Below are 21,687 nucleotides of genomic sequence, written 5' to 3' on the forward strand. Positions count from 1 at the left end.
CGCTAATTACAACTATACACTGTTTTCCATGGTGGAAAATCTTTAGGCAGTTGTCTCCATTGACATCCTGTTCTCATCATATAGCGGATTGCGTTAATAATTGTTCTAATACTATGTTTTCTTGGTCTACCGGTCTTTTTAGGTTCAAAATATAGCTCTATTATCTTCCATTCTTTGTCACTTATATCGCTTGGGTACATTTAAAATATATCTTATAACACACTTCTTAACTCCTTTCTACTTAGTTTGAAGACAGGCTCTTAGGTGTTCTTTTTTTTATATTATACTATATAAATAAGTACGTCATGCCGTGCAAACTGTATGAACGTTGTCATCCCAGCTCCTACTTGTGTCATCCCAGTGCGTGACACTGGGATCTCATTTCGTGATTTCATAATATAAATTATACCAATTTGGGTTTTTTCTTGCAACTAAATCGACTTTCCATTCTCTTTTCCAACTTTTTAAAAGTTTTTCTCTATTAAGAGCCGAATCTACATCTTGAAATTCCTCGAAATAAACTAATTTATGCACATTATATTTCGATGTAAACAGGGAATAACCTTGTTCTTATGCTCCCAAATTCGTTTAATTAAATTCAACGTAACACCTATATATAGAGCCTTATTGTGTCTACTTGCAAGTATATAAATATAATAGTTTTTCATAAAATTTAGATCCCAGTGTCACGCACTGGGATGACATCAGCGGTTAATATTTTATATACATTTTATAACTAAACTAGACATTCGTACAGTTGTGTGCGGTATGACGTCGTTACTTATAGCTATACACACAAAAATCATATAGAATTGTAAACACAGTTCTTTTATTCTGATGCTTTTCAATTCTATAGCTCTGGTTGTTTCTCTATTACTATTTTTCTACATTATTGTAAAAAAACTGAGCGAAAAGAAAGCAAACCTTGAGGGTAATTTATGTAAATTAGAGCAAGAACTTCAAGAGACAAAACAAAGTTTGCTTACGAAGAATGAAGAAATAGTTGATTTAAGGGTCAAAAGAGCAGAACTTGAAGTAACTCTGCAAAAAGAACGTGAGGAAAAGAAAAAGGAAATAGAATTACTAACAAAAGCAGAGGAGAGATTAACAAACACTTTTAAAGCGCTCTCTCTTGATGCCTTGCAAGTGAACAATAACAATTTTCTGAACTTAGCAAAGGAAGTAATTGATAGTAAATTAAAAGAAACAGAAAGCGATTTCAAAAAAAGACAAGCAACGATTAACGAAGTTGTAACTCCGATAAAAGAAAAATTAGAAAAATTCGATAACGAAATACGTGAGCTAGAAAAGGAGAGGGTAGGGGCCTATGAAGGTTTAAAGGAGCAAATTGGAGCGCTGATGAACCAAACTTCTAGCCTTGCTAATGCCTTGAGAAAGCCCCACATCAGAGGAAAGTGGGGTGAAATGCAGTTAAAGAGAGTGGTAGAAATGGCGGGAATGATTGAGTATTGCGATTTTTTTACTCAGCCGTCAGTGGTTGATAAAAACGAGGATAATTTATTGCGTCCTGATTTAATAATCAAAATGCCATCTGGAAAGCAAATAATAATAGATGCTAAAGTGCCGCTTGATTCTTACATGGATGCTATATCACAAAATGATTTGCAAATACAAAAGGAGAAATTAAAGAATCATTCCCTGGCAATAAAAAAACACATAAATGACTTGGGTAAAAAAGAGTATTGGAATCAATTTGAAAATACGCCAGAACTTGTGGTGCTTTTCTTAACAGGGGAGGGGGTTTTTAGCGCAGCACTGGAATATGAGCCTGCTTTGATAGAGATTGGAGTGGAAAAAAAAGTGATCATTGCAACACCGATCACTCTAATTGCGTTGCTGAGAGCAATAGCATATGGATGGAAGCAAGAGATGATAGCTGAAAATGCAAAGAAAATCAGTGAACTAGGTCATATTTTGTATGAGCGCATTTGCACAATGGGCGAAAACTTTGATAATTTGCGCAGGAGCTTAAAAAGTGCTGTCGATCATTATAATAAAACTGCTGGTTCGCTTGAAGCAAGGGTGTTTCCTGCTGCCCGAGAATTCAATAAGCTTGGTATACATGCAAAAAATAAAAGTTTAAGTGCTGCAAAGGAATTAGAGTCCTTACCGCGCAGTTTACATACTGGGGAATTGAAAGTAGATTAGACTTCTTATATAACCATTCAAGAGCCAGACCATAGGCGTTTTAGATCTAGCTTTAGCATTTGTGATTAACACAAGCAAGATTCACGTTTTTTTAATATTTATATATAGCTTATCTGCTTGCTGCCGCTTTTTCTTTTATTAACATATTAAGGAAAAAATTGACTTTTTGTCTAAAATAATATAAAATAATAGTTGGTGAGGTAAAAATGTTAGTATCAAAAGAGCGTAAGGAATATTTACTAGAAAAGTTTAAATATGCTGCCAAAGAATTTGGCAAATCTGGTACAAAGTCCAATCATAAAACAGTACCAAAAGAACAGCAACTCTCTATTGATTTAGGTAACAAAAAAGTTTTTGGTATTATAAACAGAATTTTACACTGGATAGAAAGTAAATTTACATATTTTTTTCTACGCTATAATTTATTTCCAGAAGTTGGAGTTAAAGAAAGAAAAATCCCTGGAACTAATACAAAGGTTAAGTATTTTACTCCAGATGATCAAATAGAACATACTAAAATTACTTATAAAGGAAAATTATACATAGGCTTAATGCCAGAAATAGAAGGTAATAAGTTAAAAGGCTTTAAAGGCAAATTATATGATACAACTGATAAAATTAGTAAGGGAGAAAAAGGTTGTGTAGCTTATGTGATCACGCTTGATGGAAAGCTAGTCACTCATGAACATATTAATGTTAATAAAAGCGAATGGGCTTATCGTCATTCAACTCTTGCAGGTGGTAGGCCAGTTTTATGTTCTGGTTTAATAAAAGTGGTAAATGGTAAAATAACTTATATAGACAATAATAGTGGGCATTGTAAACCAGAATCAGCAAATTTATACAATGCAGTGAAAAAGTTATAGTTAACCAAAGTAAGATTTCCCCGAGAGCTGAAAGACAAAATCAATAGCCGAATTAATATTGGGCCAAAAGCTTGGCAGCACTTTTCTTATGGCATGCTTAATGGCAAACCAGAACTTCTCAATCGGATTTAAATCCGGTGAGTATGGCGGCAAGAACAAAATTTTACACCCAACATTTTCTATCAAATTTTTCGTTCTTGCAGATTTATGAAAGCTTGCATTATCGAGAACAATAGTCTGTCCAGGTTTTAATATAGGAACAAGTATATTTTCTACATAAGCATCAAAAATCTCGCTGTTGCAGTAGCCCTCAATTACCCAGGAAGCTTTAACTTTTCCCTCATTTAGTGCTCCTATTATGCTTACCCTCTTTCTTTTAAACCCTGGTTTATCGGCAAATAACCTCTTGCCTTTTTGAGACCACCCATATTCATAAAATCTGTTGTCTTCTACTCCAGAGTCATCTATGAATATCAAGTTTTCTTTTTCTATTCCTTCTATTTTTTTTATGAACTCCTTGCGTTTCTCTTCATTCCTTTCCTGATAAAGAAAAGTTTTTTTTATATGTATAGTTTACTTTTCTAAGAGCCTGTCTTCAAACTCAAGAATGAGCTAATTTGTGAAGCATAATAGTGATCATATTAAAGAAGATGTTATTTTTTGAAGTGAGAGGAGAATGCTCATAATCCTTACTCATACGTCTAAAATTGGAGAGCCAAGCAAAGGTTCTCTCAACAATCCAACGTTTGGGAATAACCTGAAATCCTGTATCAACTATTTTCTTGGTAATCGTCAATAAACATCCAGTTTCCAATAAGCAGAGGTTTTGCAATTTACCTGTGTATCCTTGATCAGCAAAAAACTTATGTAATGTTGGAGCTTTGCATTTGGCTTGAACAAAAAGATTTAGTGCACCATCAAGATCCTGAATGCTTGCACTTTGTACTTCAGCAGCAATTACAAGACCTACAGTATCTACAACGATGTGGCGCTTTCTACCCTTTACTTTCTTGCCAGCATCATATCCTCTGGATCCCCTTTTTGAGTAGTTTTTACTGATTGGCTATCTATTATTCCCACTGATGGAGTTTCATTCTTACCAATTATCTCTCTTACTTTTTTAACTAGAAAATCATGAATCTCTTGCCATATTCCACTTTTTTTCAATCGCTAATTACAACTATACACTGTTTTCCATGGTGGAAAATCTTTAGGCAGTTGTCTCCATTGACATCCTGTTCTCATCATATAGCGGATTGCGTTAATAATTGTTCTAATACTATGTTTTCTTGGTCTACCGGTCTTTTTAGGTTCAAAATATAGCTCTATTATCTTCCATTCTTTGTCACTTATATCGCTTGGGTACATTTAAAATATATCTTATAACACACTTCTTAACTCCTTTCTACTTAGTTTGAAGACAGGCTCTAAGATAATTGTAGACTGTGTCTTTGCACATGTTGCCAAATTTTTCAATTATTTTTTCAACCGTAATATCTCGGTTTTCATCCAGAAATTTGACAAAGCCATCTAAGTATTTAATTTTATGACTATGTCCCTTTTGGTAGCCTGAAGACGGTTTTATACTTCCTGTTTCTTCTCTTCTTTTCCTCCACCAGTATATAGTTTTTCTATCAATTTTGAACATCTTGCTTACTTCTTCCATAGTCATTTTTTTCTCGTCAACCACTTTAAAACTCGTTCCCTCAGGTCCTCACTATATGGCTTTGCCATCATTCTACCTTAATTAAAGCAGTATTATACCTTTTTACACTCCTTTGAGGAAACCTTATTTCGGTTAGCTATATAATTGCACATCTCATCTGAAGGACAAAGAAATTGATGAGCTTCTTAAATATACATATGACGAAAAAGATAGAGCCACTATAGAAAAATTAATGCCCAATAAACATACAGTTTTTATGAGTACAGACCAGGCTGATAAGTTTATAAAGGACGCTTTACAAATTGAAATTGATAGCGTTGAACAATTAGGTATCCGTTTAGTGGAGCGTTAAAACAGATAAACAAAGCTAGTCAAGCTACTTTGATGACAGAAATTTAATGATCCAGGATATACTCCTTTGTTAAGGGAGATTGAGCATCTTCGAATATTTCTTGAGTGCTTCCAGACTCAACAATTCTGCCATTATGAAAGAAAATTACACTATCAGATAACTTTTTAGCTTGCTTCATTGAATGAGTTACCATAATTATAGTAAACCTTAATTTCAGCTCTTGTATAAGATTTTCGATTGCATTGGTTGCCATTGGATCAAGAGCGGAGCACGGTTCATCCATTAATAAAATAGTTGGCTTCACTGCAATTGCGCGAGCGATGCATAGCCTCTGTTGTTGGCCACCGGATAAATCGAGTGCACTATCTTGCAATCTGTCTTTTAATTCTTCCCATAAGCCAACTTTAGTTAAACTATTTTCCACCCTCTCATTCAATTTTTGCTTATCCTTCACCATACCATGCAGTTTTGGCCCATAAGCAACATTGTCATATATTGATTTTGGAAAAGGATTTGGCTTTTGAAATACCATGCCAACTTTTGCTCTGAGTAGCACAACATCCATATCGCGTGAATATATATCACCCAGCCCATCGATATCTAATTCACCAACAGTTTTGCATCCAGGTACATAGTCATTCATACGATTAAAACAACGCAAAAATGTTGATTTACCGCACCCGGATGGTCCGATAAAAGTAGTAACTTTTCTTTTATAAATATTCAAATTTATATCGAATAAAACTTGCTTAGAGCCATAACAGAGATTTAAATCTTTAACAGAGGCACGTGTATTGCTCATATCACATCCTGCATTGAATAGAGCCCCGGAATTTCTCTTTTATTTTCATATAGCCATACTGCTGCTTGAACAGCTCCTCTAGCAAATGTTGTGCGATCAATTGCTTTGTGGTTTAGTTCTATCCGTTCATCAGAATTAACAAACATCACGCTGTGATCTCCTATTACTCCACCTCCACGAGATACTGCAAAACCTATTCCCCCCTTTTTTCTTATGTTTGAACCACTATGTAAATATTGATTGGACTGAAAATCCACTTTTGAAGCGTTAGCAATTGTTTTGCCAAGTTCTATAGCTGTTCCAGATGGTGAATCCTTTTTTAAGTTATGATGCATTTCCCAAATCTCAACGTCATATTCATTACCTAAAAGCTCAGCAGCTTTTTTTACCAATTTCAGCAACACATTAACCCCAACACTCATATTTGCTGACCATAATATTGGAACTTCAGCAGCATACTCTTTTAAATCGACACCTTCTATTCCAGTTGTGCCACTAACTAGAGGTATTTTAAATTTTACAGCTGCTTTAAGGCAGTCTAACATACATTCTTTAGTTGTAAAATCTATTACAACGTCAGATGACTCAAATATGCCACTAATAGAACTTGTAACTTCAATTCCTAGATTGGAACCGCAGCCTATAATTGGTCCAATATCTAAGCCTATGTACTTACCGCCTGAACGGGCAACAGCACCTGCTATTTCCACTTCGGCATTTGTAATTAATTCATTGAGTATTTTCTTGCCCATTCTGCCTAAGCAGCCTATTACTCCAACTCTGATTTTCATAAAGCTTTTTGTGTTATATTAGGCCTTTTTTTAAGCTCTGTCACTTCTGATCTATATTCTATAGCTGACCCAAGCAACACGTCATGCCGTTGCGGATAGATTCCGCTAACTAGTAACGTGAATTCTGGATTAAAGGAGAATAGAAAAGGCAAGAAAACAGGGTAAACTCAGCAGTGATAAAAAAATAGATGAGGTTACCCATGGAAGATATAACAAAACTGTTTTGTTTGGTCGATGATTTTTGCAGAGATATAGAGAAAAATTTTGCAGATAAACTACTGCCAAATGGTAAAAACCCCACAAGAACAACGGAAATTGAGCACTCCGAAATCATGACAATAATCCTGCTATATCAACAATCTCCGTGTAAAACTTTCTATCTACATTACCTAACGTTGCTCTACAAATCAGAGTTTCCAAAGTTACCTTCATATACCAGGTTTGTTGCTCTAAAGCCTAGGGTTTTGTGGCATTTAGCAATGTTGTTGCATTGGCTTTGTGGACAGTCAGAAAACACTGGAATTTCATATATAGACACAACTCCCATTGCAGTTTGTCATGCAAAAAGAATATCCAAAAACAAAGTTTTTGCTGGAATTGCAAAATTAAGCAAGAGCACTTACGGCTGGTTTTTTGGTTTCAAATTACATATGGTAATCAATGAAAATGTTGAAATTCATGCACTTACGCTAACAAAAGGCAATGTTGATGATAGGATACCTGTGCCAAATCTGACGGAAAAATTAATCGGCCTTTTGTTTGGTGACAAAGGTTATATTGCAAAAGAGCTTTTTCAGAAGCTGTTTGACCGAGGTTTGAAACTTGTTACCAACGTGAAAAAAGGAGACTGTTTTTGGTTACCTAAAAAATAGACTAGAAATTGAACACACTCGCCATAGATCCCCTGTTAATTTTTTGGTTCATATCTTTTCTACTCTCATTTCCTATTCCATCAAATCCACAAAGCCTTCTATTTCCTGTACTTTCTTCCTTCCTTAATCCAGAATTCGCGTTTTAACTGCTTTATTCCTTGAAATTTAGCATTGCAAGTTGACCATAGTTGACGATCTACACCCGCTGTGTTTTTTCCTCGGTTTTCAGTTACTCTCTTAACAGCCAAAGCTTTTCCGCTAAAAGAGCGTGTGAGAAGATGTTGTAAAGCTTTTACCTTACCCCATCTTCCTTCTTGGACAGCCTTAACAATACGTCTTTGTAGCCTCACAATAACTTTCTGGCATTTCTTCCATGGCAATTGCTTCCATGCTTTCGGTAGATGCACTTACAGGTTTACTTGTAATCATCTGCTTTCCTACCTTAAGTGGTTAACAAAGTTTCTTGTCACGAGGGACCAAATGGAAGTCTGCTCGTTTTCACGCGAATTAATGTTACAAATTCTATCCATTTCGTTACAAAATGGCATTCGCTTTCTCCATTCTCCTTTACCTGCACTTCCATCAGCATTCCTTGCGGTTTGCTTGCCATGTAGGCGAAAATACAGGCTTACCCTGTTCCTTCTGTCATACAACAGTGGGTTAGGTGACTTCTCTATACCGGTGGAGTTATTATTTGCGTACATCTAGAAATGAAAAATGTAACTTATCCACATTACCTTTTTGGTTAGAGCTTATCAGCATCTTTAGCTCTTTCATAATTACGATACTTTGAAGTTTCACTTACGTTCACCATACCACTAGCCTAGCTCTCCAACCACATGATGCTTGTAGTTTATGCTCCTCTCACGATTGAGCATCTTCTTTTTCAAGAGGAGGTTCATTGTCCGCATCGCTTGGCACCAACCGGTTGCCCGATTCGCACTAATGAGTAGACTCAGATGGCAAAACATCTGGTTTAATAAGTTTTAGAATCCTTTCAGTTTCTTTCTGGAGGAATTCCTCTCCTTTTAAACAATATGACCGAAGACTTTCAGGTCGCACCATTTCTGCTATATATCTATTTCCGTGAGAATCCTTGTAGAGAACATCAACAATACTTTGTTTATCAGAAGCAATCTCAGGATCCATAATAGTGCTAAGAAACTCAACTTCTTGTATTGCATTTATCTCAGTAAACCCTAAAATATCGTTCAAAAAGTGGATCAGGATATTCTTATTTTTTTCCGTTCCAAAGATTTTTTTGAAACACAAATCATTGCGAGGATCGAGAAATTTTGAAAGAGCCATGGCAAAAATGCTTGAAAATATTAATAATTATACACTGTTATTAACAATTATTCAACCATATTTTTGAAGATAGCTAGTTTCTGTATTTATTTTAAATTGAAGAAAGCTCAAATGAAAGATCGTGTTTTTCACAGAATGCAGTCTGGTTACACCTTATCTTTGTTAGCTATAGCAAGTAATTGTATTTGTAATATGACAAATCACCTGCTGAAAAATCATTTTATGATCTAAATCAGTTTTTTTACAGGTAACTTCTAAGCTTATCAATTCTTCCAAAATCTTTTCAAGTTCTGAAAGTTGCAAACTTTTCAAATGAGATTTAAAGCTCTGCAATTGTTTAAAAAACAATGGAGGGCTTAGCTGATCAATCGCAGCCTGCTCACTCATTCCACCTTGCACTGACAGCAAAACGTTTTCAAGGCGTAGGAAATAATTTGATATAATGCGAATTAGTGCTATCGGTGAAAAATTTTCTTGCGATATCAATGCATCAGAAATTCTAATGAAGCGCGACATATCTTTACTTGCTATGGCAGAGCATAGATCATCAAGTGTAGCATAGTCGTTGCCGGAAGTTGAAAAGCATAATTCTATATCAGTAAGTTTTAGGTCTTTTCTCTCCCCTAAGTACAAAACTAACTTCTCAAGTTCTGAACATATAGGCAGCTTGCTATGATTAAAGTAAGATTGCAAATGGTAGATTATTTCATTTGTACATTTTATATCATTTTGTTTTAAGTAACTTGATATAATGTCATAAAGATTGCTGTTGCTGTCCTTATAGCAAGCAATCACACCAAAAATTTTTGAACTCTCCATATAACTTTTAGTCGCAGAATTATATGGAAGATCACTTGCTACCATCATTACATAGTGGCCACTTGCGTTATAATCCAATACGTTTTTTAACTCTTTGGATATACCTCCACTCACATTTATCAGCTTAATTAATTTTTTGCTGGTAAACATCGAAATGTTTGCCAATTCAGAAAACAGTAAACCGGGTGACTTATTCACTATTGCAAAATCCATCACCTGAACTGAATACTCATCCAAATTGGCAATTATTTCTTGTACATAAAAACCAACCCTACTGTTATCACTTCCATGAATTAACACACCACTTAAAGCATCAGGTTTCTCTAGGAATTTTTTAACTTTGGATGGTATGACCCTCATGCCATCTATATGATATCATTCTCATTTGATTGTACATGAGTATCCAAAGACTCTGAGTTTTCTTGCACAATATTGTGCACATCATCTGCCGTACTCTGCACATTATCCGACTCTTCTGTTTTTCCTGTAATATAATTATAAAATTTTTTCACAGGTTGAGATATATATTTGGAAAAAAATCCTTCTTCGCTCATATTGCTTACTCCATAAAATTAACAGCTTATCATTACCACATAAACAATAATATAGCAAAGACTGTTTTGTGCTAAGATGGTGATGTTTTATAATGAGTATATTACAAAATTATTAACATTCGAGACTAAAATCAAGCCAACCTGCTTAATACTAACCTTATAAAATAAGCGATAATTAAATATACGGCTGCAACAAGTATAATTGCAGGTCCAGTTAACAAATCAAAACTTGCAGATAACATCAGACCTGATATCCCAGAAATCACAGAAAAAACTGTTGCAATAATAATCATCTGCATTGGAGTTTTCGAAATGAGCCTTGCAGATGCTGCTGGTATTAGCAAAAATGCAGCAATGAGTAATATTCCTATTAATTGGGCAGCAATTGCTATAAATATAGCAAGAGTGATTAAAAATTCTAGTCTAACAAAATTAATATTAATCTTCTCAACTACTGCTAAATCTTGATTAATTGAAATCATTAACCAATAACGCCATCTAAATATTAATATCAAAGTAACTATTACAGAGATTAAAAAAATCAATATTATATCACTTTGATCGAGCGTTAATATATCACCAAACAGTGAGCTAATAATACTATTATTGCCCGATGGAAGAAAAGACATAAGTATTAAACTCGATGATAAAACTACATTGGTAACAATGTTCAATATCGTATCAGCAGAATATAATCTGTTAAAATTAAGAGAAAGTAGTATAGCAAATGTAATTGCAATGAGTATTATGCTAAGCGATGGGCTAATCTTAAAGATTAAAGCAAGTGCAACACCAAGCAACGAAGAATGGGACAAACTATCACCAAGATAAGATAACCTTTGCCATATCATAAACGATCCTAAAGCGCCTGTTACTAGGCTAATTACGACTACTGCAACTAGACTATTGATGAAAAAGTCCTGGGTAAACATTTCAAGCATGCTATATGGCTATTAGATAACTGACAACAAATCTATCTTCGGATATTAAAACGTTATGGGTTCTGCATGCTGCACCGGTTGTCATAAATTCAAAATTTAAACCTTTTTGTTCCATAAGATAGGACTTCACTGAAGAACTTGGTATATTGCGTGTTTTACCAGTACCTATTATCAAAATTTCTATTTCCTCTGTTAAAAAAGATTTAAAATGTTCCTTGCTATTTATATCACTTTCTTTCAATTTAATCACCTTTTCAGGAAAAACTATAATTGAGCCGCAATATTCTCTATTATTCACCAAAAATTTTCCTTCCCTGTAACCATTTATAAGATTTTTATTCTCGGAAATTAAGGAAGTTATATCCATAAAGTCAAACTATTAATTGAGTGTCACATACCCACCATTCTGGTTGCTTTTCTCTGATATTAACTGCAGCAGCTTTTGCATTTTCCTCACTATCGAATATTCCAAAGCATGATACACCACTGCCTGACATGCGAGAAAGTATAGAGCCTTCTTGTGACTCAAGTGTTGATATCACATCCTGAATTTCAGGTACAAGACTTACTGCTATCTCTTGAAGATCGTTTCTCGTCTCTTTAAGAAACTTCAACAAATCCTTTTCAGCGTCATCGCTCCATTTAATTGGCTCAGAAAATTCTCCTTCATGTTTGGAAAATACCTCTAGTGTGCTCAAAAACTTTTTTTTCGGCTTCACCAGTACTACATTTGTGGGTAGAGAGAATTTTTTTATGGGATACAACTCTTCACCAATACCTCTAACAAAAACTGGCTTGCTATCTATACTCGCAGGAACATCAGCACCAACGCTTAAAGCTATTTCATTTAAAATCGTCCTATCAATCTTCCACAGCTTCCCTAGCGTACGTACCACAGCTCCAGCATCTGAGGAGCCACTGCCCAAACCCGCAGCAATTGGTATATTTTTCACAACCTTTACAGTGACTTTAGTTCGCGCAGGAGCATATCTAAGCAATAGATTAACTGCTCTCATTACGGTGTTGTACCTGTTATTAATTCTAAGTTCGGAATTTACAAATTCAACTGTAGAGTTATCGTATCTAGAATACTTCTCACCTACTTTTATTTCCAAAAAATTAGAAAGATTAGCAAAGACAAATAAACCTTCAATCAAGTGATATCCTGTTTCCTTCTTATTTACAACATGCAAAAAAAGATTGATTTTTGCAGGCGCCTTTACACAAAAACTTTTCATTATATATCTTCACTAAGATTATTTTTACATTATATGTATAATGCTATTTTAGTCAACTTCTATAAGGTTTTCGCACTTCTGATGAGAAAAAATGCCATAAATCCTAATTTCTCTGTATGGGTAAATGCGTCCGCTGGTACAGGCAAAACAAAAATCTTAATAGACAGAGTATTGAGACTTTTATTAGAAAACAAAAGAAATATTCTCTGCTTAACGTTCACCAATGCTGCAGCAAACGAGATGGAGAATCGTATTCACAGCATACTCAGTAAGTGGGCAATATGCTCAGAGAGTGTGTTGATAGCAGATTTAGAACAATTAGATTTCTTTCCGATGTACCCCTATTTGTCATCCCAGTGCTCGACCAGAGAAAATAAAGATTATTTAACAAAAGCAAGAAGGCTTTTCTCTGAATTGGAAAATCTTGGTCTAACTATACAAACCATACACGCTTTCTGTTACAAATTAATTTCCAACTTTCCCATAGAAGCTGGCATCGCTCCAAATTGTACACTGAGTGAATGTAAAGAATTACATTCTATCGTATTTGATAAAGCGCTCCATAATGAGGCTGTGCAAGATAGTATAAACTTCATTGCAACTGAAATTGATGAAAATAAACTACGCGATTTGCTTTATACTTTATGTATAAAAAGATCGATATCAGAAAATGATTCAGAATATGTCAAAGATAAACTCAGTGCTCCAGATGAGATTCATGACTTACAGAGTGAAACGACTGAGCACATAAAAAGATTAGCCGAGATATTAAGTGAAGGCAGTAAAAGAGATCAGAGTTATAGTGCAATGCTCTATGATTGGTGTGACAGCACAAAGCCATCTGTCATCCCAACATCACTCCCCGTCATCCAAGTAGCTGACACTGGGATCCAGAAGAAAAGAAGTGTAGATTCCAGCGTCACGCGCTGGAATGACACTAAAGTAGAAAACCTAGTCAAGGTCTTTTTAAAATCGGAATCAAACGAAAAAAAGAGCATATCATCCATTGCAACAAAAAGTACTTTGGAAAAATTTAGAGATGCAGAGCAAATAATAGAGAGCGTTCAGAATGTAGTGTTTACTCATATAAAAGACATGAACTCTTATCAAATATTCAAGAGAACCAGTAGCTTACTTGGTATATTTAAAGTATATGTTGATCTATACAGTAGCGAAAAATCAAAAAACGCACTGCTTGACTACAATGATATAATTGGCTTAGCAACAAATCTTCTCAGCAATCCAAACTACAAAGATTGGATATTGTTTAACTTGGATCAAAAAATAGATCACATCCTTGTTGACGAGGCACAAGACAATAGCATCAGCCAGTGGAAAATTATAACAAATCTCTGCGATGAATTTTTTGCCGGTAATAATGAAAAGCGAACCTTATTTGTAGTTGGTGACGTAAAACAATCCATATACAGATTTCAAGGAGCAAATCCCTATCTATTCAACTACATGCAACAATACTTTCATACGAAAACTGGTGGCAGAGATTGGATATCATGCCAACTTGAAAAGTCATTTCGTTCAACTCCAGAAGTTTTAATGCTTGTAGATAGAATATTTAACAACTTCCGCGCAGAAATATCTTTTGTTGATAATGAAATAAAACATGTTCCACATAGAGAAAATGATCAAGGATATATTGAAATTTGGCCAGCGTTACCAAAGTGTAAAGAGAAAGAACAGCGAGCTTTACAAATTCCTCTGACATGCAGGGAAGATTATATAATAACAGACCGATTACTTGCTCAAACAATAGCCAACAGAATTCACAATTGGTTAAACGAAGGGCGGATTTTAGTCGCTAAAGATCGCCATATAGAGCCAAGGGACATTGTGATTCTGGTACGGCAACGAAACGTGTTAGTTGATTACATAATAAGCGAACTTAAAAAAGCAAACGTGCCAGTTGTAGGCCGAGATTATTTTAGAATTATGGACTATATAGCCGTGCAGGACTTAATAGCTTTGGCCGAATTTTTACTCCTCCAGGCAAATGATCTAGCTCTTGCAAATGCTTTAAAATCACCGTTATTCAATTTTACCGAGGATGATTTATTTAACATTGCATATGACCGTAAAGAGCATTCACTATGGGAAAGAATTCAGGATTATTCTGTGGTTATCTATAGTGAATTAAACTATCTCATTAACTTATCTCGCATAGAGTCTCCTCTTGCACTATTTACACATATATTGCGTACAGGTAAGAAGAAATTTGCTGCAAGGCTAGGTCTTGAGTGCTTCGAGGTTCTAGACGAATTTATGAACCTTGTGTTGCAATTTGAAAACCCATCTCTTCAAGCATTTGTTCAGTGGATCAAGGAGAATAACCCGGAGATTAAGAATGATATGCAATCAGAACGCAATGCTGTGCGAATAATGACAATTCACAAATCAAAAGGTCTGCAAGCTCCCATAGTATTTTTGGTTGATACAAACACAGTGCCAAGAAACAGTGAAAGCATTATCTTTGATGGAACAGAAGTGCCATTTTGGTGTGGAAAAAACAACAACGCTTATTGTGATCAAGTAAAAAGAGAGAAAAAACTAGAGGATTATAATGAATATTTGCGTTTATTATACGTAGCACTCACACGTGCTGAAGATGAGTTATACATCTTAAGTAAAGAGCCAGTGCAAAAGGGCTCTTGGTATGATCTAATCACAAGATATGGAGAACCATATGAAAAGAAACAACCATACTTACAGCCAATATTTAAAGAAAAAGTTGAAGTGCTATGTGTGAATGCAAACTACCCTTACATTTATAAAAAACGTGATTATTTTGACGTTCCAGTCATTTCCCTTCCGCCAAACCTATCAATGTCATTCCAGTGCTTGACACTGGAATCCAGTAAAAAAGAAGGAGAACCAGTATCAGCTACTTGGATGACAGATGGTTATGCAAGAGGCCTGATCATTCACAGCATATTGCAGTATATGCCCAAGATAGAAAAAGAAAGGAGAAAAAACTGGATCAGAAAATATCTTGACAATATAAACACCAGTGAAGATAAGGATGAAATTTACAGTAAAATATTGGCCTTTAATGAAAAATATGGCTATTTGTTTGACTTAGAAGGCAAATCAGAGATTACACTGAGTGGAATAATCGATGGCGAACCAGTATTAGTACGACTAGATAGGCTATGCATAACGCAAGATAAAGCGATCATAATTGACTACAAATCACACCGTAACGTTTCTGTTTCCTTATTAAATGAAATAAAAAAGCAAATGCTGACCTATAAAACCTTAGTACAAGAAATATATCCAAACAAGCAAGTAGAGTGTGTGGTTATTTGGGTGGAAGATTTAACCATTCAATCTGACCTTTAACGAAACTTGATTACAAGAGTGCAATAAAAAGGATTTCAAAATCTACAAGCTTTCACAACAACCTATTTTCCTTGAAACTAAAATAGCTACTGAATGTAATAATAATGTGGTCTATTAATTCTATTCCTATACTTTGGCAAGCTTCTGCTAGTTGTCTAGTGAGAGATATATCGCTATTTGAAGGTTGTGTATCTCCGCTTGGATGATTGTGAGATATTACAATGGATGTTGAACCAATCAAAAGTGCGCGCTTGATGATCTCTCTGACATAAAGAGGAGTTTGATCTACTGTACCAACGTTTTGCAGGTCTTCCGCTATTAACGCGAATTCTGGATTAAGGAAGGAAGAAAGTATAGGAAATAGAAGGCTTTGTGGATTTGATGGAATAGGAAATGAGAGTAGAAAAGATATGAACCAAAAAATTAACAGGGGATCTATGGCGAGTGTGTTCAATTTCTAGTCTATTTTTTAGGTAACCAAAAACAGTCTCAATGATAGACCTTTTTCTCAGAGCCTGTCTTCAAACTCAAGAATGAGCTAATTTGTGAAGCATAATAGTGATCATATTAAAGAAGATGTTGTTTTTTGAAGTGAGAGGAGAATGCTCATAATCCTTACTCATACGTCTAAAATTGGAGAGCCAAGCAAAGGTTCTCTCAACAATCCAACGTTTGGGAATAACCTGAAATCCTGTATCAACTATTTTCTTGGTAATCGTCAATAAACATCCAGTTTCCAATAAGCAGAGGTTTTGCAATTTACCTGTGTATCCTTGATCAGCAAAAAACTTATGTAATGTTGGAGCTTTGCATTTGGCTTGAACAAAAAGATTTAGTGCACCATCAAGATCCTGAATGCTTGCACTTTGTACTTCAGCAGCAATTACAAGACCTACAGTATCTACAACGATGTGGCGCTTTCTACCCTTTACTTTCTTGCCAGCATCATATCCTCTGGATCCCCTTTTTGAGTAGTTTTTACTGATTGGCTATCTATTATTCCCACTGATGGAGTTTCATTCTTACCAATTATCTCTCTTACTTTTTTAACTAGAAAATCATGAATCTCTTGCCATATTCCACTTTTTTTCAATCGCTAATTACAACTATACACTGTTTTCCATGGTGGAAAATCTTTAGGCAGTTGTCTCCATTGACATCCTGTTCTCATCACATAGCGAATTGCGTTAATAATTGTTCTAATACTATGTTTTCTTGGTCTGCCGGTCTTTTTAGGTTCAAAATATAGCTCTATTATCTTCCATTCTTTGTCACTTATATCGCTTGGGTACATTTAAAATATATCTTATAACACACTTCTTAACTCCTTTCTACTTAGTTTGAAGACAGGCTCTAAGGAATCCAGTTTTTATGCAATCTCATCAAGAACGTTGTGTTTTAACGTAAGGTTGGCTACTTTTACACTCACTAACTTAGCTAGATCCCAGTGTCTGGGCACTGGGATGACGAGAAAGGAGCACTGGAATGACACCTTCCTGCCCAGTTCATGTTAGCTATAAATACTAAGAAATTTACCAAACGAAAAAAAAGGCAAAAGAAGCCCCGTGGTTATTATCCGCTTTAAAATATTGGCGTTTTTTATGTTTTAAACGCTTGACAAGCGAAATTCAGCTGCTTTTAATTGCAACTAACCTACGCTGCAAATGTTTAAGAAATTTACTAAGCAGAAAAAAAGACAAAGAATCCCCGAGTTAGCTAGTCTTTATGCTATCTCTGTCGAGTATTGGCATTTTTTGATGTCTTGTAACGCTTTATAAGCGCGTTCAGCTTATTTAGATAAAAACCTAGATGTAGATGAAGTTTTGTAAAGACATACAGTATCTATATACTGCAAAAAATTAAACATAAGACGCCGATACATTAAGTAATCCTTACCTTTTAATCTGCAGATTGGCGAAAGCAAATACAATAGCTTCACTGTCATGATAAGGGGGCTGGCAAAGCTTGTCAAGGAATTTTTATGCAAGAGATCTATTGAAATGCCCCTGTAAAATTATACTATTAATTAGTGCACTGTAAATTTAAAATTATAGATATGTTAAGCAGATTGGTAATTTTGCTATTAGTTTTTATACTTCCTTTTTCTTCATACTCATACCAGTTTAGAACCAAAGCAAAGCAAGCAGTAGTCTTAGATTTAGCTTCAGACTCGTTCATTTTTGACCATAATTCCGATGAAAAAATGGCCCCTTCTTCAATGAGCAAGTTAATGACTTTATATATAGCCTTCGATTATCTAAAAGCTGGAATAATAAATATGGAGGATAAATTTCGAGTAAGCAGAAAAGCGTGGGAAAGAAAAGGCTCTTCTATGTTTTTGAAAGAAGGTCAATCCGTTACGGTGAGGGAATTACTCGAAGGAATTACAATAGTCTCAGGTAATGATGCCTGCATAACACTAGCCGAGGGTATTGCAGGATCAGAAGAGAACTTTGTGGCTGAAATGAATGAGGTTGCACAAAATTTGAACCTGAATGACAGTCATTTTGTCAACTCAAGCGGGTGGCCAGATGGAGATCATTTTATGAGCGCAAAAGACTTGGTAATGCTGGCAAAAAGGATTTTCACTGATTTTCCTGAATATTACGATTTATTTTCTGAACAATATTTGACATATAACGAAATTGCACAAAAGAATAAAAATCTTCTACTTTTTCATGACATTGGGGTTGACGGTTTAAAAACCGGTTATACAAATGCTGGTGGTTATGGCATTGTAGCATCTGCAAAACGAAATGATAGGAGAATTTTTGCTGTCGTAAATGGTTTAAACACTGAGAAAGAGCGAATAGAAGAAGCAAAGAGACTGATACAATACTCCTTAAATCATTTTAATGCTAAGAAAATATTTGCTAAAGACAGTGTAGTTGAGGAAGTGAATGTTCTCTATGGAAAAGATAAAAAAGTGCCTATTACAGTTGCAAACGATGTTACCATAACTTACAACCGCAAATTGCATGACCAAATTAAGGTGCGTATTGAATATAAAGATATGATACCTGCACCCATTAAAAAAGGTCAAGAAGTGGGCAAAGTTTTTGTAGAAATACTAGGTATTGAGCAACAAACTACACCTCTTTATGCAGCAAATGACGTACAGGAATTGAATTTCGTAGAAAAGTTTTTTAGAATGTTATTTTAAGTTTAATATATTGGCTTTCAAAGCAATTTCGAAAGAGAGATCTATTGCACTTTAGTGTAGTTTTAACTAACAATTTCTGTTACAATACAAGATTGAAATGTTACGAAAATGTGCTGGTTATATTTGTTGCTGTCTAGTATCCTAGAGATACTGTGGGCTGTAACGTTAAAGTTTAGTAACAGTTTTACTAAGGTTGTACCTTCGATTGCAACATTGGTAATTATGATCATTAGCATTTATTTTTTATCTCTTGCAGCATGCTTTCTACCTATTAGAGTATGCTATGCAGTTTCCTCTGGAATATGCACAATTGGAATAACTATAATTGGTGCAACCGCTTTCACAGAGAATATTAATTTATCTCAAGTTTTATGTATCATTTTAATTGTAATAGGAACCATAGGGCTAAAGCTCTCTATTTAAACCTAAAAATTTATGCATGAATTGGATATATTTACTCTTATCGTCACTAATTGAAGTGTTCTGGGTCATAACACTTAAGCATAGTTGTGGATTTACTCATCTCGTACCATCAATAATTAGCATATTCTCCATGGCTCTTAGTACTTATTTACTTTCGCTCGCTACACGTTCTATACCTATCGGAGTATGCTATGCAATTTGGACTGGAGTAGGTGCTATAGGAGCTTCGATACTTGGAGTTTACCTATTTAATGAACCAGTTAATTTATTCGAAGTAATATGCTTTATTTTAGTTACATTCGGGATTATAGGATTAAAATTGTTTGATACTACAAAACAAACTGTTGATAAAATGGAATAAGAGATCCCACTGGGATGACAGAAGCAGATACTCCACATTGTCATGCAAATTGGAATCCAGACTTTTTTCTATACAGCATGGTGGAGACGAGAAACCGTAACCGTTCACACTTAATTCTGCAATTCTTCAATCTCACTAATGGACAGGCTAGTACACTTGACAATAGTGTTAACATCAATATTATTGGCTAGCATTGTTTTTGCAACTTCAATTTTTCCTTGTTGAATAGAGGAAAGATAATCATCAATATGTTTCTTAGTTTGATCATAAGCAAAACGTTCTTCTTTACTCCAGTTATATTGATTTAACACATCATAATCTCTACCAATAATAACATCACTACCTATTATTTTCTGTAGATCTTCTTCGCTAGTTTCATCGGCGTACTTAAAAAAATAAATCCATTTTTCAACAATATTTGAAAGCTGATCTTCTTTTGTCTTATTAAACTTTGGTAGCTCGATGAAAGTGAAACTAAAATCTTTGAGATCATGTTCATAGGTAATTTTATCAAAAGTAACGTGATCAGATTTGTAAGCCAGCTTGTTAGAGCCTGTCTTCAAACTCAAGAATGAGCTAATTTGTGAAGCATAATAGTGATCATATTAAAAAAGATGTTATTTTTTGAAGTGAGAGGAGAATGCTCATAATCCTTACTCATACGTCTAAAATTGGAGAGCCAAGGGGAATGTTCAAAAAAGTGTGTCAAACCGCATTTTTAGTTCAACTCAATTTTCAATCTATCTGGAAAGAAAATATCAAGTTGAGACATAGTTAAAGCCCAATTAGGCAGAGCCATAGTCCATTTTTGCTCTACCTTCTTTATAGCACAATATACCTGTTTATACAAGGCATTTGTGCTGGTAAATGAGCCCTTGGTTTTAGTGAATTTTCTGATCTGTCTGTGCAGCCCCTCAATTGGATTTGTGGTGTAAATTAGCCTTCTAACTGGGCTAGAATACTTGAAATAACCAGATAAATTTTCCCAATTGTTCTGCCACGATTTTATAACTAAAGGATACTTTTCTCCCCATTTTTCTTCCAGCTCAAGTAAGTAATTTTCAGCAATTTCTTTACTTGTAGCACGATATATTTTTTTCAAATCATTCATGAAAACTTTCACATCTTTGCTGGATACATATTTTAGTGAATTTCTTATCTGATGCACTATACATAGCTGTACTTCTGCTTTAGGAAACGCACTATTTATAGCTGCAGGAAAGCTTTTTAGCCCATCTACACATGCAATCAGAATATCTTCTACTCCTCTTTCTTTGAGGTCATTTAGCACTCCCAACCAAAAGTTAGCTCCTTCACTTTCAGCCAAATAAAAGCCCAGGACTTCTTTTCTGCCATTTTGGTCTATGCCCAATATATTGTACATACATTTACTTACGCAATGTCCATTCTCTTTGACCTTAAAGAACATCCCATCCATAAATACTATCGGGTATACTGATTGCAGTGGACGACTACGCCATTCATTGATTATAGGCAGTAATTTGTCGGTAATACTTTATATCTCTGCCGCCGATATTTTGTGATCATAAATTTCCTCAACGTGTGACGCTATATCTCTATAGCTCATACCACTGGCAAATGTGCTCAAAATCTTCGTTTCAAGCTCTGGATGTAAGCTTGTTTGCCTTTTTTTGACTATTTGCGGCTCAAAACTTCCTTCTCTATCCCTTGGCGTCAAAAGTTCAAATGAACCGGCACTTGTCCGTAAAGTCTTTCCATTTCTCCCATTTCTTCGATTATTCTCTTCACTTTCAGCTAATAAGTGGTTTTCTATTTCACCTTCCAAACTTGCCTCCAGCAGCTTTTTTATAAATGGTGTTAATGCTCCCTCCCTTCCTGTCAACGGTCTTCCTTCTCGTATAGACGACAGGATATTTGTTTCCAACTCTTTATAATCTACCAATCCGTTAGTTCTGTTTACTACTTTCTGACTCATTGTCAAACCTCCATTTTTTTATATCAATTTATTACTTTTTTTTCGGTTTGA

25 protein-coding genes and 6 pseudogenes are annotated in these 21,687 nt (G+C 35.0%); 7 read left to right on the forward strand and 24 right to left on the reverse strand.

Features of this window, described 5'->3' with window-relative positions:
• Positions 1 to 2: 2 nt before the first annotated feature.
• Both ACFELZ_RS04290 and ACFELZ_RS04295 read right to left on the reverse strand, forming a co-directional pair.
• Complete coding sequence (locus tag ACFELZ_RS04290) at positions 3 to 200, reverse strand: transposase (RefSeq protein WP_375315805.1); 198 nt, start codon at positions 198 to 200, stop codon at positions 3 to 5.
• A gap of 321 nt (positions 201 to 521) precedes the next feature.
• Complete coding sequence (locus tag ACFELZ_RS04295; RefSeq protein ID WP_375316585.1) at positions 522 to 668, reverse strand: GIY-YIG nuclease family protein; 147 nt, start codon at positions 666 to 668, stop codon at positions 522 to 524.
• A gap of 169 nt (positions 669 to 837) precedes the next feature.
• On the opposite strand from ACFELZ_RS04295, the gene rmuC reads away from it, so the two are divergent.
• Both rmuC and ACFELZ_RS04305 read left to right on the forward strand, forming a co-directional pair.
• On the forward strand, positions 838 to 2,169 hold the full coding sequence (rmuC, locus tag ACFELZ_RS04300) for a DNA recombination protein RmuC (RefSeq protein WP_375316586.1): 1,332 nt from the start codon (positions 838 to 840) through the stop codon (positions 2,167 to 2,169).
• A 206-nt stretch (positions 2,170 to 2,375) separates the two neighbouring features.
• A pseudogene (locus ACFELZ_RS04305) lies at positions 2,376 to 3,032 on the forward strand (hypothetical protein); the annotation flags it as partial.
• Positions 3,033 to 3,035: 3 nt separating this feature from the next.
• Here the strand turns inward: ACFELZ_RS04305 and ACFELZ_RS04310 are convergent.
• The 8 genes from ACFELZ_RS04310 to ACFELZ_RS04345 form a co-directional block, all read right to left on the reverse strand.
• Positions 3,036 to 3,605 (reverse strand): IS630 family transposase, encoded by a 570-nt coding sequence (locus tag ACFELZ_RS04310; RefSeq protein ID WP_375316618.1) that lies wholly within the window; start codon positions 3,603 to 3,605, stop codon positions 3,036 to 3,038.
• 31 nt (positions 3,606 to 3,636) lie between these two features.
• On the reverse strand, positions 3,637 to 4,095 hold the full coding sequence (locus tag ACFELZ_RS04315) for a transposase (protein WP_375316627.1): 459 nt from the start codon (positions 4,093 to 4,095) through the stop codon (positions 3,637 to 3,639).
• On the reverse strand, positions 4,038 to 4,202 hold the full coding sequence (locus tag ACFELZ_RS04320) for a hypothetical protein (protein WP_375315781.1): 165 nt from the start codon (positions 4,200 to 4,202) through the stop codon (positions 4,038 to 4,040). Before ACFELZ_RS04320 ends, ACFELZ_RS04315 begins: the two co-directional genes overlap by 58 nt.
• Positions 4,203 to 4,205: 3 nt before the next feature.
• Positions 4,206 to 4,403, reverse strand: coding sequence for a transposase (locus tag ACFELZ_RS04325; protein WP_375315805.1), 198 nt, complete (start codon positions 4,401 to 4,403; stop codon positions 4,206 to 4,208).
• A gap of 37 nt (positions 4,404 to 4,440) precedes the next feature.
• Positions 4,441 to 4,725, reverse strand: a complete 285-nt coding sequence (locus tag ACFELZ_RS04330) for an IS630 transposase-related protein (protein ID WP_375316587.1) — start codon at positions 4,723 to 4,725, stop codon at positions 4,441 to 4,443.
• A 371-nt stretch (positions 4,726 to 5,096) separates the two neighbouring features.
• Positions 5,097 to 5,855, reverse strand: a complete 759-nt coding sequence (gene pstB / locus ACFELZ_RS04335; protein ID WP_375316588.1) for a phosphate ABC transporter ATP-binding protein PstB — start codon at positions 5,853 to 5,855, stop codon at positions 5,097 to 5,099.
• On the reverse strand, positions 5,852 to 6,646 hold the full coding sequence (gene dapB / locus ACFELZ_RS04340; protein ID WP_375316589.1) for a 4-hydroxy-tetrahydrodipicolinate reductase: 795 nt from the start codon (positions 6,644 to 6,646) through the stop codon (positions 5,852 to 5,854). The genes pstB and dapB overlap by 4 nt, the downstream gene beginning before the upstream one ends.
• On the reverse strand, positions 6,643 to 6,798 hold the full coding sequence (locus tag ACFELZ_RS04345; RefSeq protein WP_375316590.1) for a hypothetical protein: 156 nt from the start codon (positions 6,796 to 6,798) through the stop codon (positions 6,643 to 6,645). Before ACFELZ_RS04345 ends, dapB begins: the two co-directional genes overlap by 4 nt.
• A gap of 48 nt (positions 6,799 to 6,846) precedes the next feature.
• Between ACFELZ_RS04345 and ACFELZ_RS04350 the strand changes: the two are divergent.
• A pseudogene (locus ACFELZ_RS04350) lies at positions 6,847 to 7,645 on the forward strand (IS982 family transposase).
• On the opposite strand, the gene ACFELZ_RS04355 reads toward ACFELZ_RS04350, so the two are convergent.
• The 7 genes and pseudogenes from ACFELZ_RS04355 to ACFELZ_RS04385 all read right to left on the reverse strand — a co-directional run bounded on the left by ACFELZ_RS04355 (position 7,617) and on the right by ACFELZ_RS04385 (position 12,378).
• On the reverse strand, positions 7,617 to 7,925 hold the full coding sequence (locus ACFELZ_RS04355) for a reverse transcriptase N-terminal domain-containing protein (RefSeq protein ID WP_375316018.1): 309 nt from the start codon (positions 7,923 to 7,925) through the stop codon (positions 7,617 to 7,619). The pseudogene ACFELZ_RS04350 and the gene ACFELZ_RS04355 overlap by 29 nt on opposite strands.
• A 655-nt stretch (positions 7,926 to 8,580) precedes the next feature.
• Positions 8,581 to 8,826, reverse strand: a pseudogene (locus ACFELZ_RS04360) (PD-(D/E)XK nuclease family transposase); the annotation flags it as partial.
• 162 nt (positions 8,827 to 8,988) lie between these two features.
• Positions 8,989 to 10,005, reverse strand: a complete 1,017-nt coding sequence (holA, locus tag ACFELZ_RS04365) for a DNA polymerase III subunit delta (protein WP_375316591.1) — start codon at positions 10,003 to 10,005, stop codon at positions 8,989 to 8,991.
• Positions 10,006 to 10,010: 5 nt separating this feature from the next.
• Positions 10,011 to 10,199, reverse strand: a complete 189-nt coding sequence (locus tag ACFELZ_RS04370; protein ID WP_341822513.1) for a hypothetical protein — start codon at positions 10,197 to 10,199, stop codon at positions 10,011 to 10,013.
• 131 nt (positions 10,200 to 10,330) lie between these two features.
• Positions 10,331 to 11,140: a metal ABC transporter permease gene (locus tag ACFELZ_RS04375; RefSeq protein ID WP_375316592.1), complete on the reverse strand. Its 810-nt coding sequence runs from the start codon at positions 11,138 to 11,140 to the stop codon at positions 10,331 to 10,333.
• A 1-nt stretch (position 11,141) separates the two neighbouring features.
• On the reverse strand, positions 11,142 to 11,507 hold the full coding sequence (locus ACFELZ_RS04380) for an Mth938-like domain-containing protein (RefSeq protein WP_375316593.1): 366 nt from the start codon (positions 11,505 to 11,507) through the stop codon (positions 11,142 to 11,144).
• A gap of 4 nt (positions 11,508 to 11,511) precedes the next feature.
• On the reverse strand, positions 11,512 to 12,378 hold the full coding sequence (locus ACFELZ_RS04385; RefSeq protein ID WP_375316594.1) for a 4-(cytidine 5'-diphospho)-2-C-methyl-D-erythritol kinase: 867 nt from the start codon (positions 12,376 to 12,378) through the stop codon (positions 11,512 to 11,514).
• 81 nt (positions 12,379 to 12,459) lie between these two features.
• Here ACFELZ_RS04385 and ACFELZ_RS04390 point away from each other — a divergent pair, with 81 nt between their 5' ends.
• Positions 12,460 to 15,732 carry a UvrD-helicase domain-containing protein gene (locus ACFELZ_RS04390; RefSeq protein WP_375316658.1) on the forward strand — a complete coding sequence of 1,091 codons (3,273 nt, stop codon included), beginning with the start codon at positions 12,460 to 12,462 and terminating at the stop codon, positions 15,730 to 15,732.
• A 52-nt stretch (positions 15,733 to 15,784) separates the two neighbouring features.
• Here ACFELZ_RS04390 and ACFELZ_RS04395 read toward each other — a convergent pair whose 3' ends face one another.
• From ACFELZ_RS04395 to ACFELZ_RS04415, 5 genes and pseudogenes are all read right to left on the reverse strand, one after another.
• On the reverse strand, positions 15,785 to 16,144 hold the full coding sequence (locus tag ACFELZ_RS04395; protein WP_375316659.1) for a RadC family protein: 360 nt from the start codon (positions 16,142 to 16,144) through the stop codon (positions 15,785 to 15,787).
• A pseudogene (locus ACFELZ_RS04400) lies at positions 16,068 to 16,244 on the reverse strand (transposase); the annotation flags it as partial. The pseudogene ACFELZ_RS04400 and the gene ACFELZ_RS04395, both read right to left, overlap by 77 nt.
• Positions 16,245 to 16,259: 15 nt before the next feature.
• Positions 16,260 to 16,718 (reverse strand): transposase, encoded by a 459-nt coding sequence (locus ACFELZ_RS04405; protein WP_375316627.1) that lies wholly within the window; start codon positions 16,716 to 16,718, stop codon positions 16,260 to 16,262.
• A complete protein-coding gene (locus ACFELZ_RS04410; protein ID WP_375315781.1) occupies positions 16,661 to 16,825 on the reverse strand; it encodes a hypothetical protein in 165 nt (54 codons plus the stop codon). The genes ACFELZ_RS04405 and ACFELZ_RS04410 overlap by 58 nt, the downstream gene beginning before the upstream one ends.
• A 3-nt stretch (positions 16,826 to 16,828) precedes the next feature.
• On the reverse strand, positions 16,829 to 17,026 hold the full coding sequence (locus tag ACFELZ_RS04415) for a transposase (RefSeq protein ID WP_375315797.1): 198 nt from the start codon (positions 17,024 to 17,026) through the stop codon (positions 16,829 to 16,831).
• 762 nt (positions 17,027 to 17,788) lie between these two features.
• Between ACFELZ_RS04415 and ACFELZ_RS04420 the strand changes: the two genes are divergently transcribed.
• The 3 genes from ACFELZ_RS04420 to ACFELZ_RS04430 all read left to right on the forward strand — a co-directional run bounded on the left by ACFELZ_RS04420 (position 17,789) and on the right by ACFELZ_RS04430 (position 19,679).
• Entirely contained in the window at positions 17,789 to 18,895 is a 1,107-nt protein-coding gene (locus tag ACFELZ_RS04420; RefSeq protein ID WP_375316595.1) for a D-alanyl-D-alanine carboxypeptidase family protein, read from the forward strand.
• A 108-nt stretch (positions 18,896 to 19,003) separates the two neighbouring features.
• Positions 19,004 to 19,318: a DMT family transporter gene (locus ACFELZ_RS04425; protein ID WP_064124961.1), complete on the forward strand. Its 315-nt coding sequence runs from the start codon at positions 19,004 to 19,006 to the stop codon at positions 19,316 to 19,318.
• 16 nt (positions 19,319 to 19,334) lie between these two features.
• Complete coding sequence (locus ACFELZ_RS04430; protein ID WP_375316596.1) at positions 19,335 to 19,679, forward strand: DMT family transporter; 345 nt, start codon at positions 19,335 to 19,337, stop codon at positions 19,677 to 19,679.
• 110 nt (positions 19,680 to 19,789) lie between these two features.
• Here the strand turns inward: ACFELZ_RS04430 and ACFELZ_RS04435 are convergent.
• Positions 19,790 to 20,227 (reverse strand): annotated as a pseudogene (locus tag ACFELZ_RS04435) (PD-(D/E)XK nuclease family transposase); the annotation flags it as partial.
• Positions 20,228 to 20,397: 170 nt separating this feature from the next.
• Positions 20,398 to 21,636 (reverse strand): annotated as a pseudogene (locus ACFELZ_RS04440) (IS256 family transposase).
• Positions 21,637 to 21,687: the final 51 nt, after the last annotated feature.

Source organism: Wolbachia endosymbiont (group A) of Colletes cunicularius, assembly GCF_964264715.1.
In the GTDB taxonomy this organism is placed as follows: Bacteria; Pseudomonadota; Alphaproteobacteria; order Rickettsiales; family Anaplasmataceae; genus Wolbachia.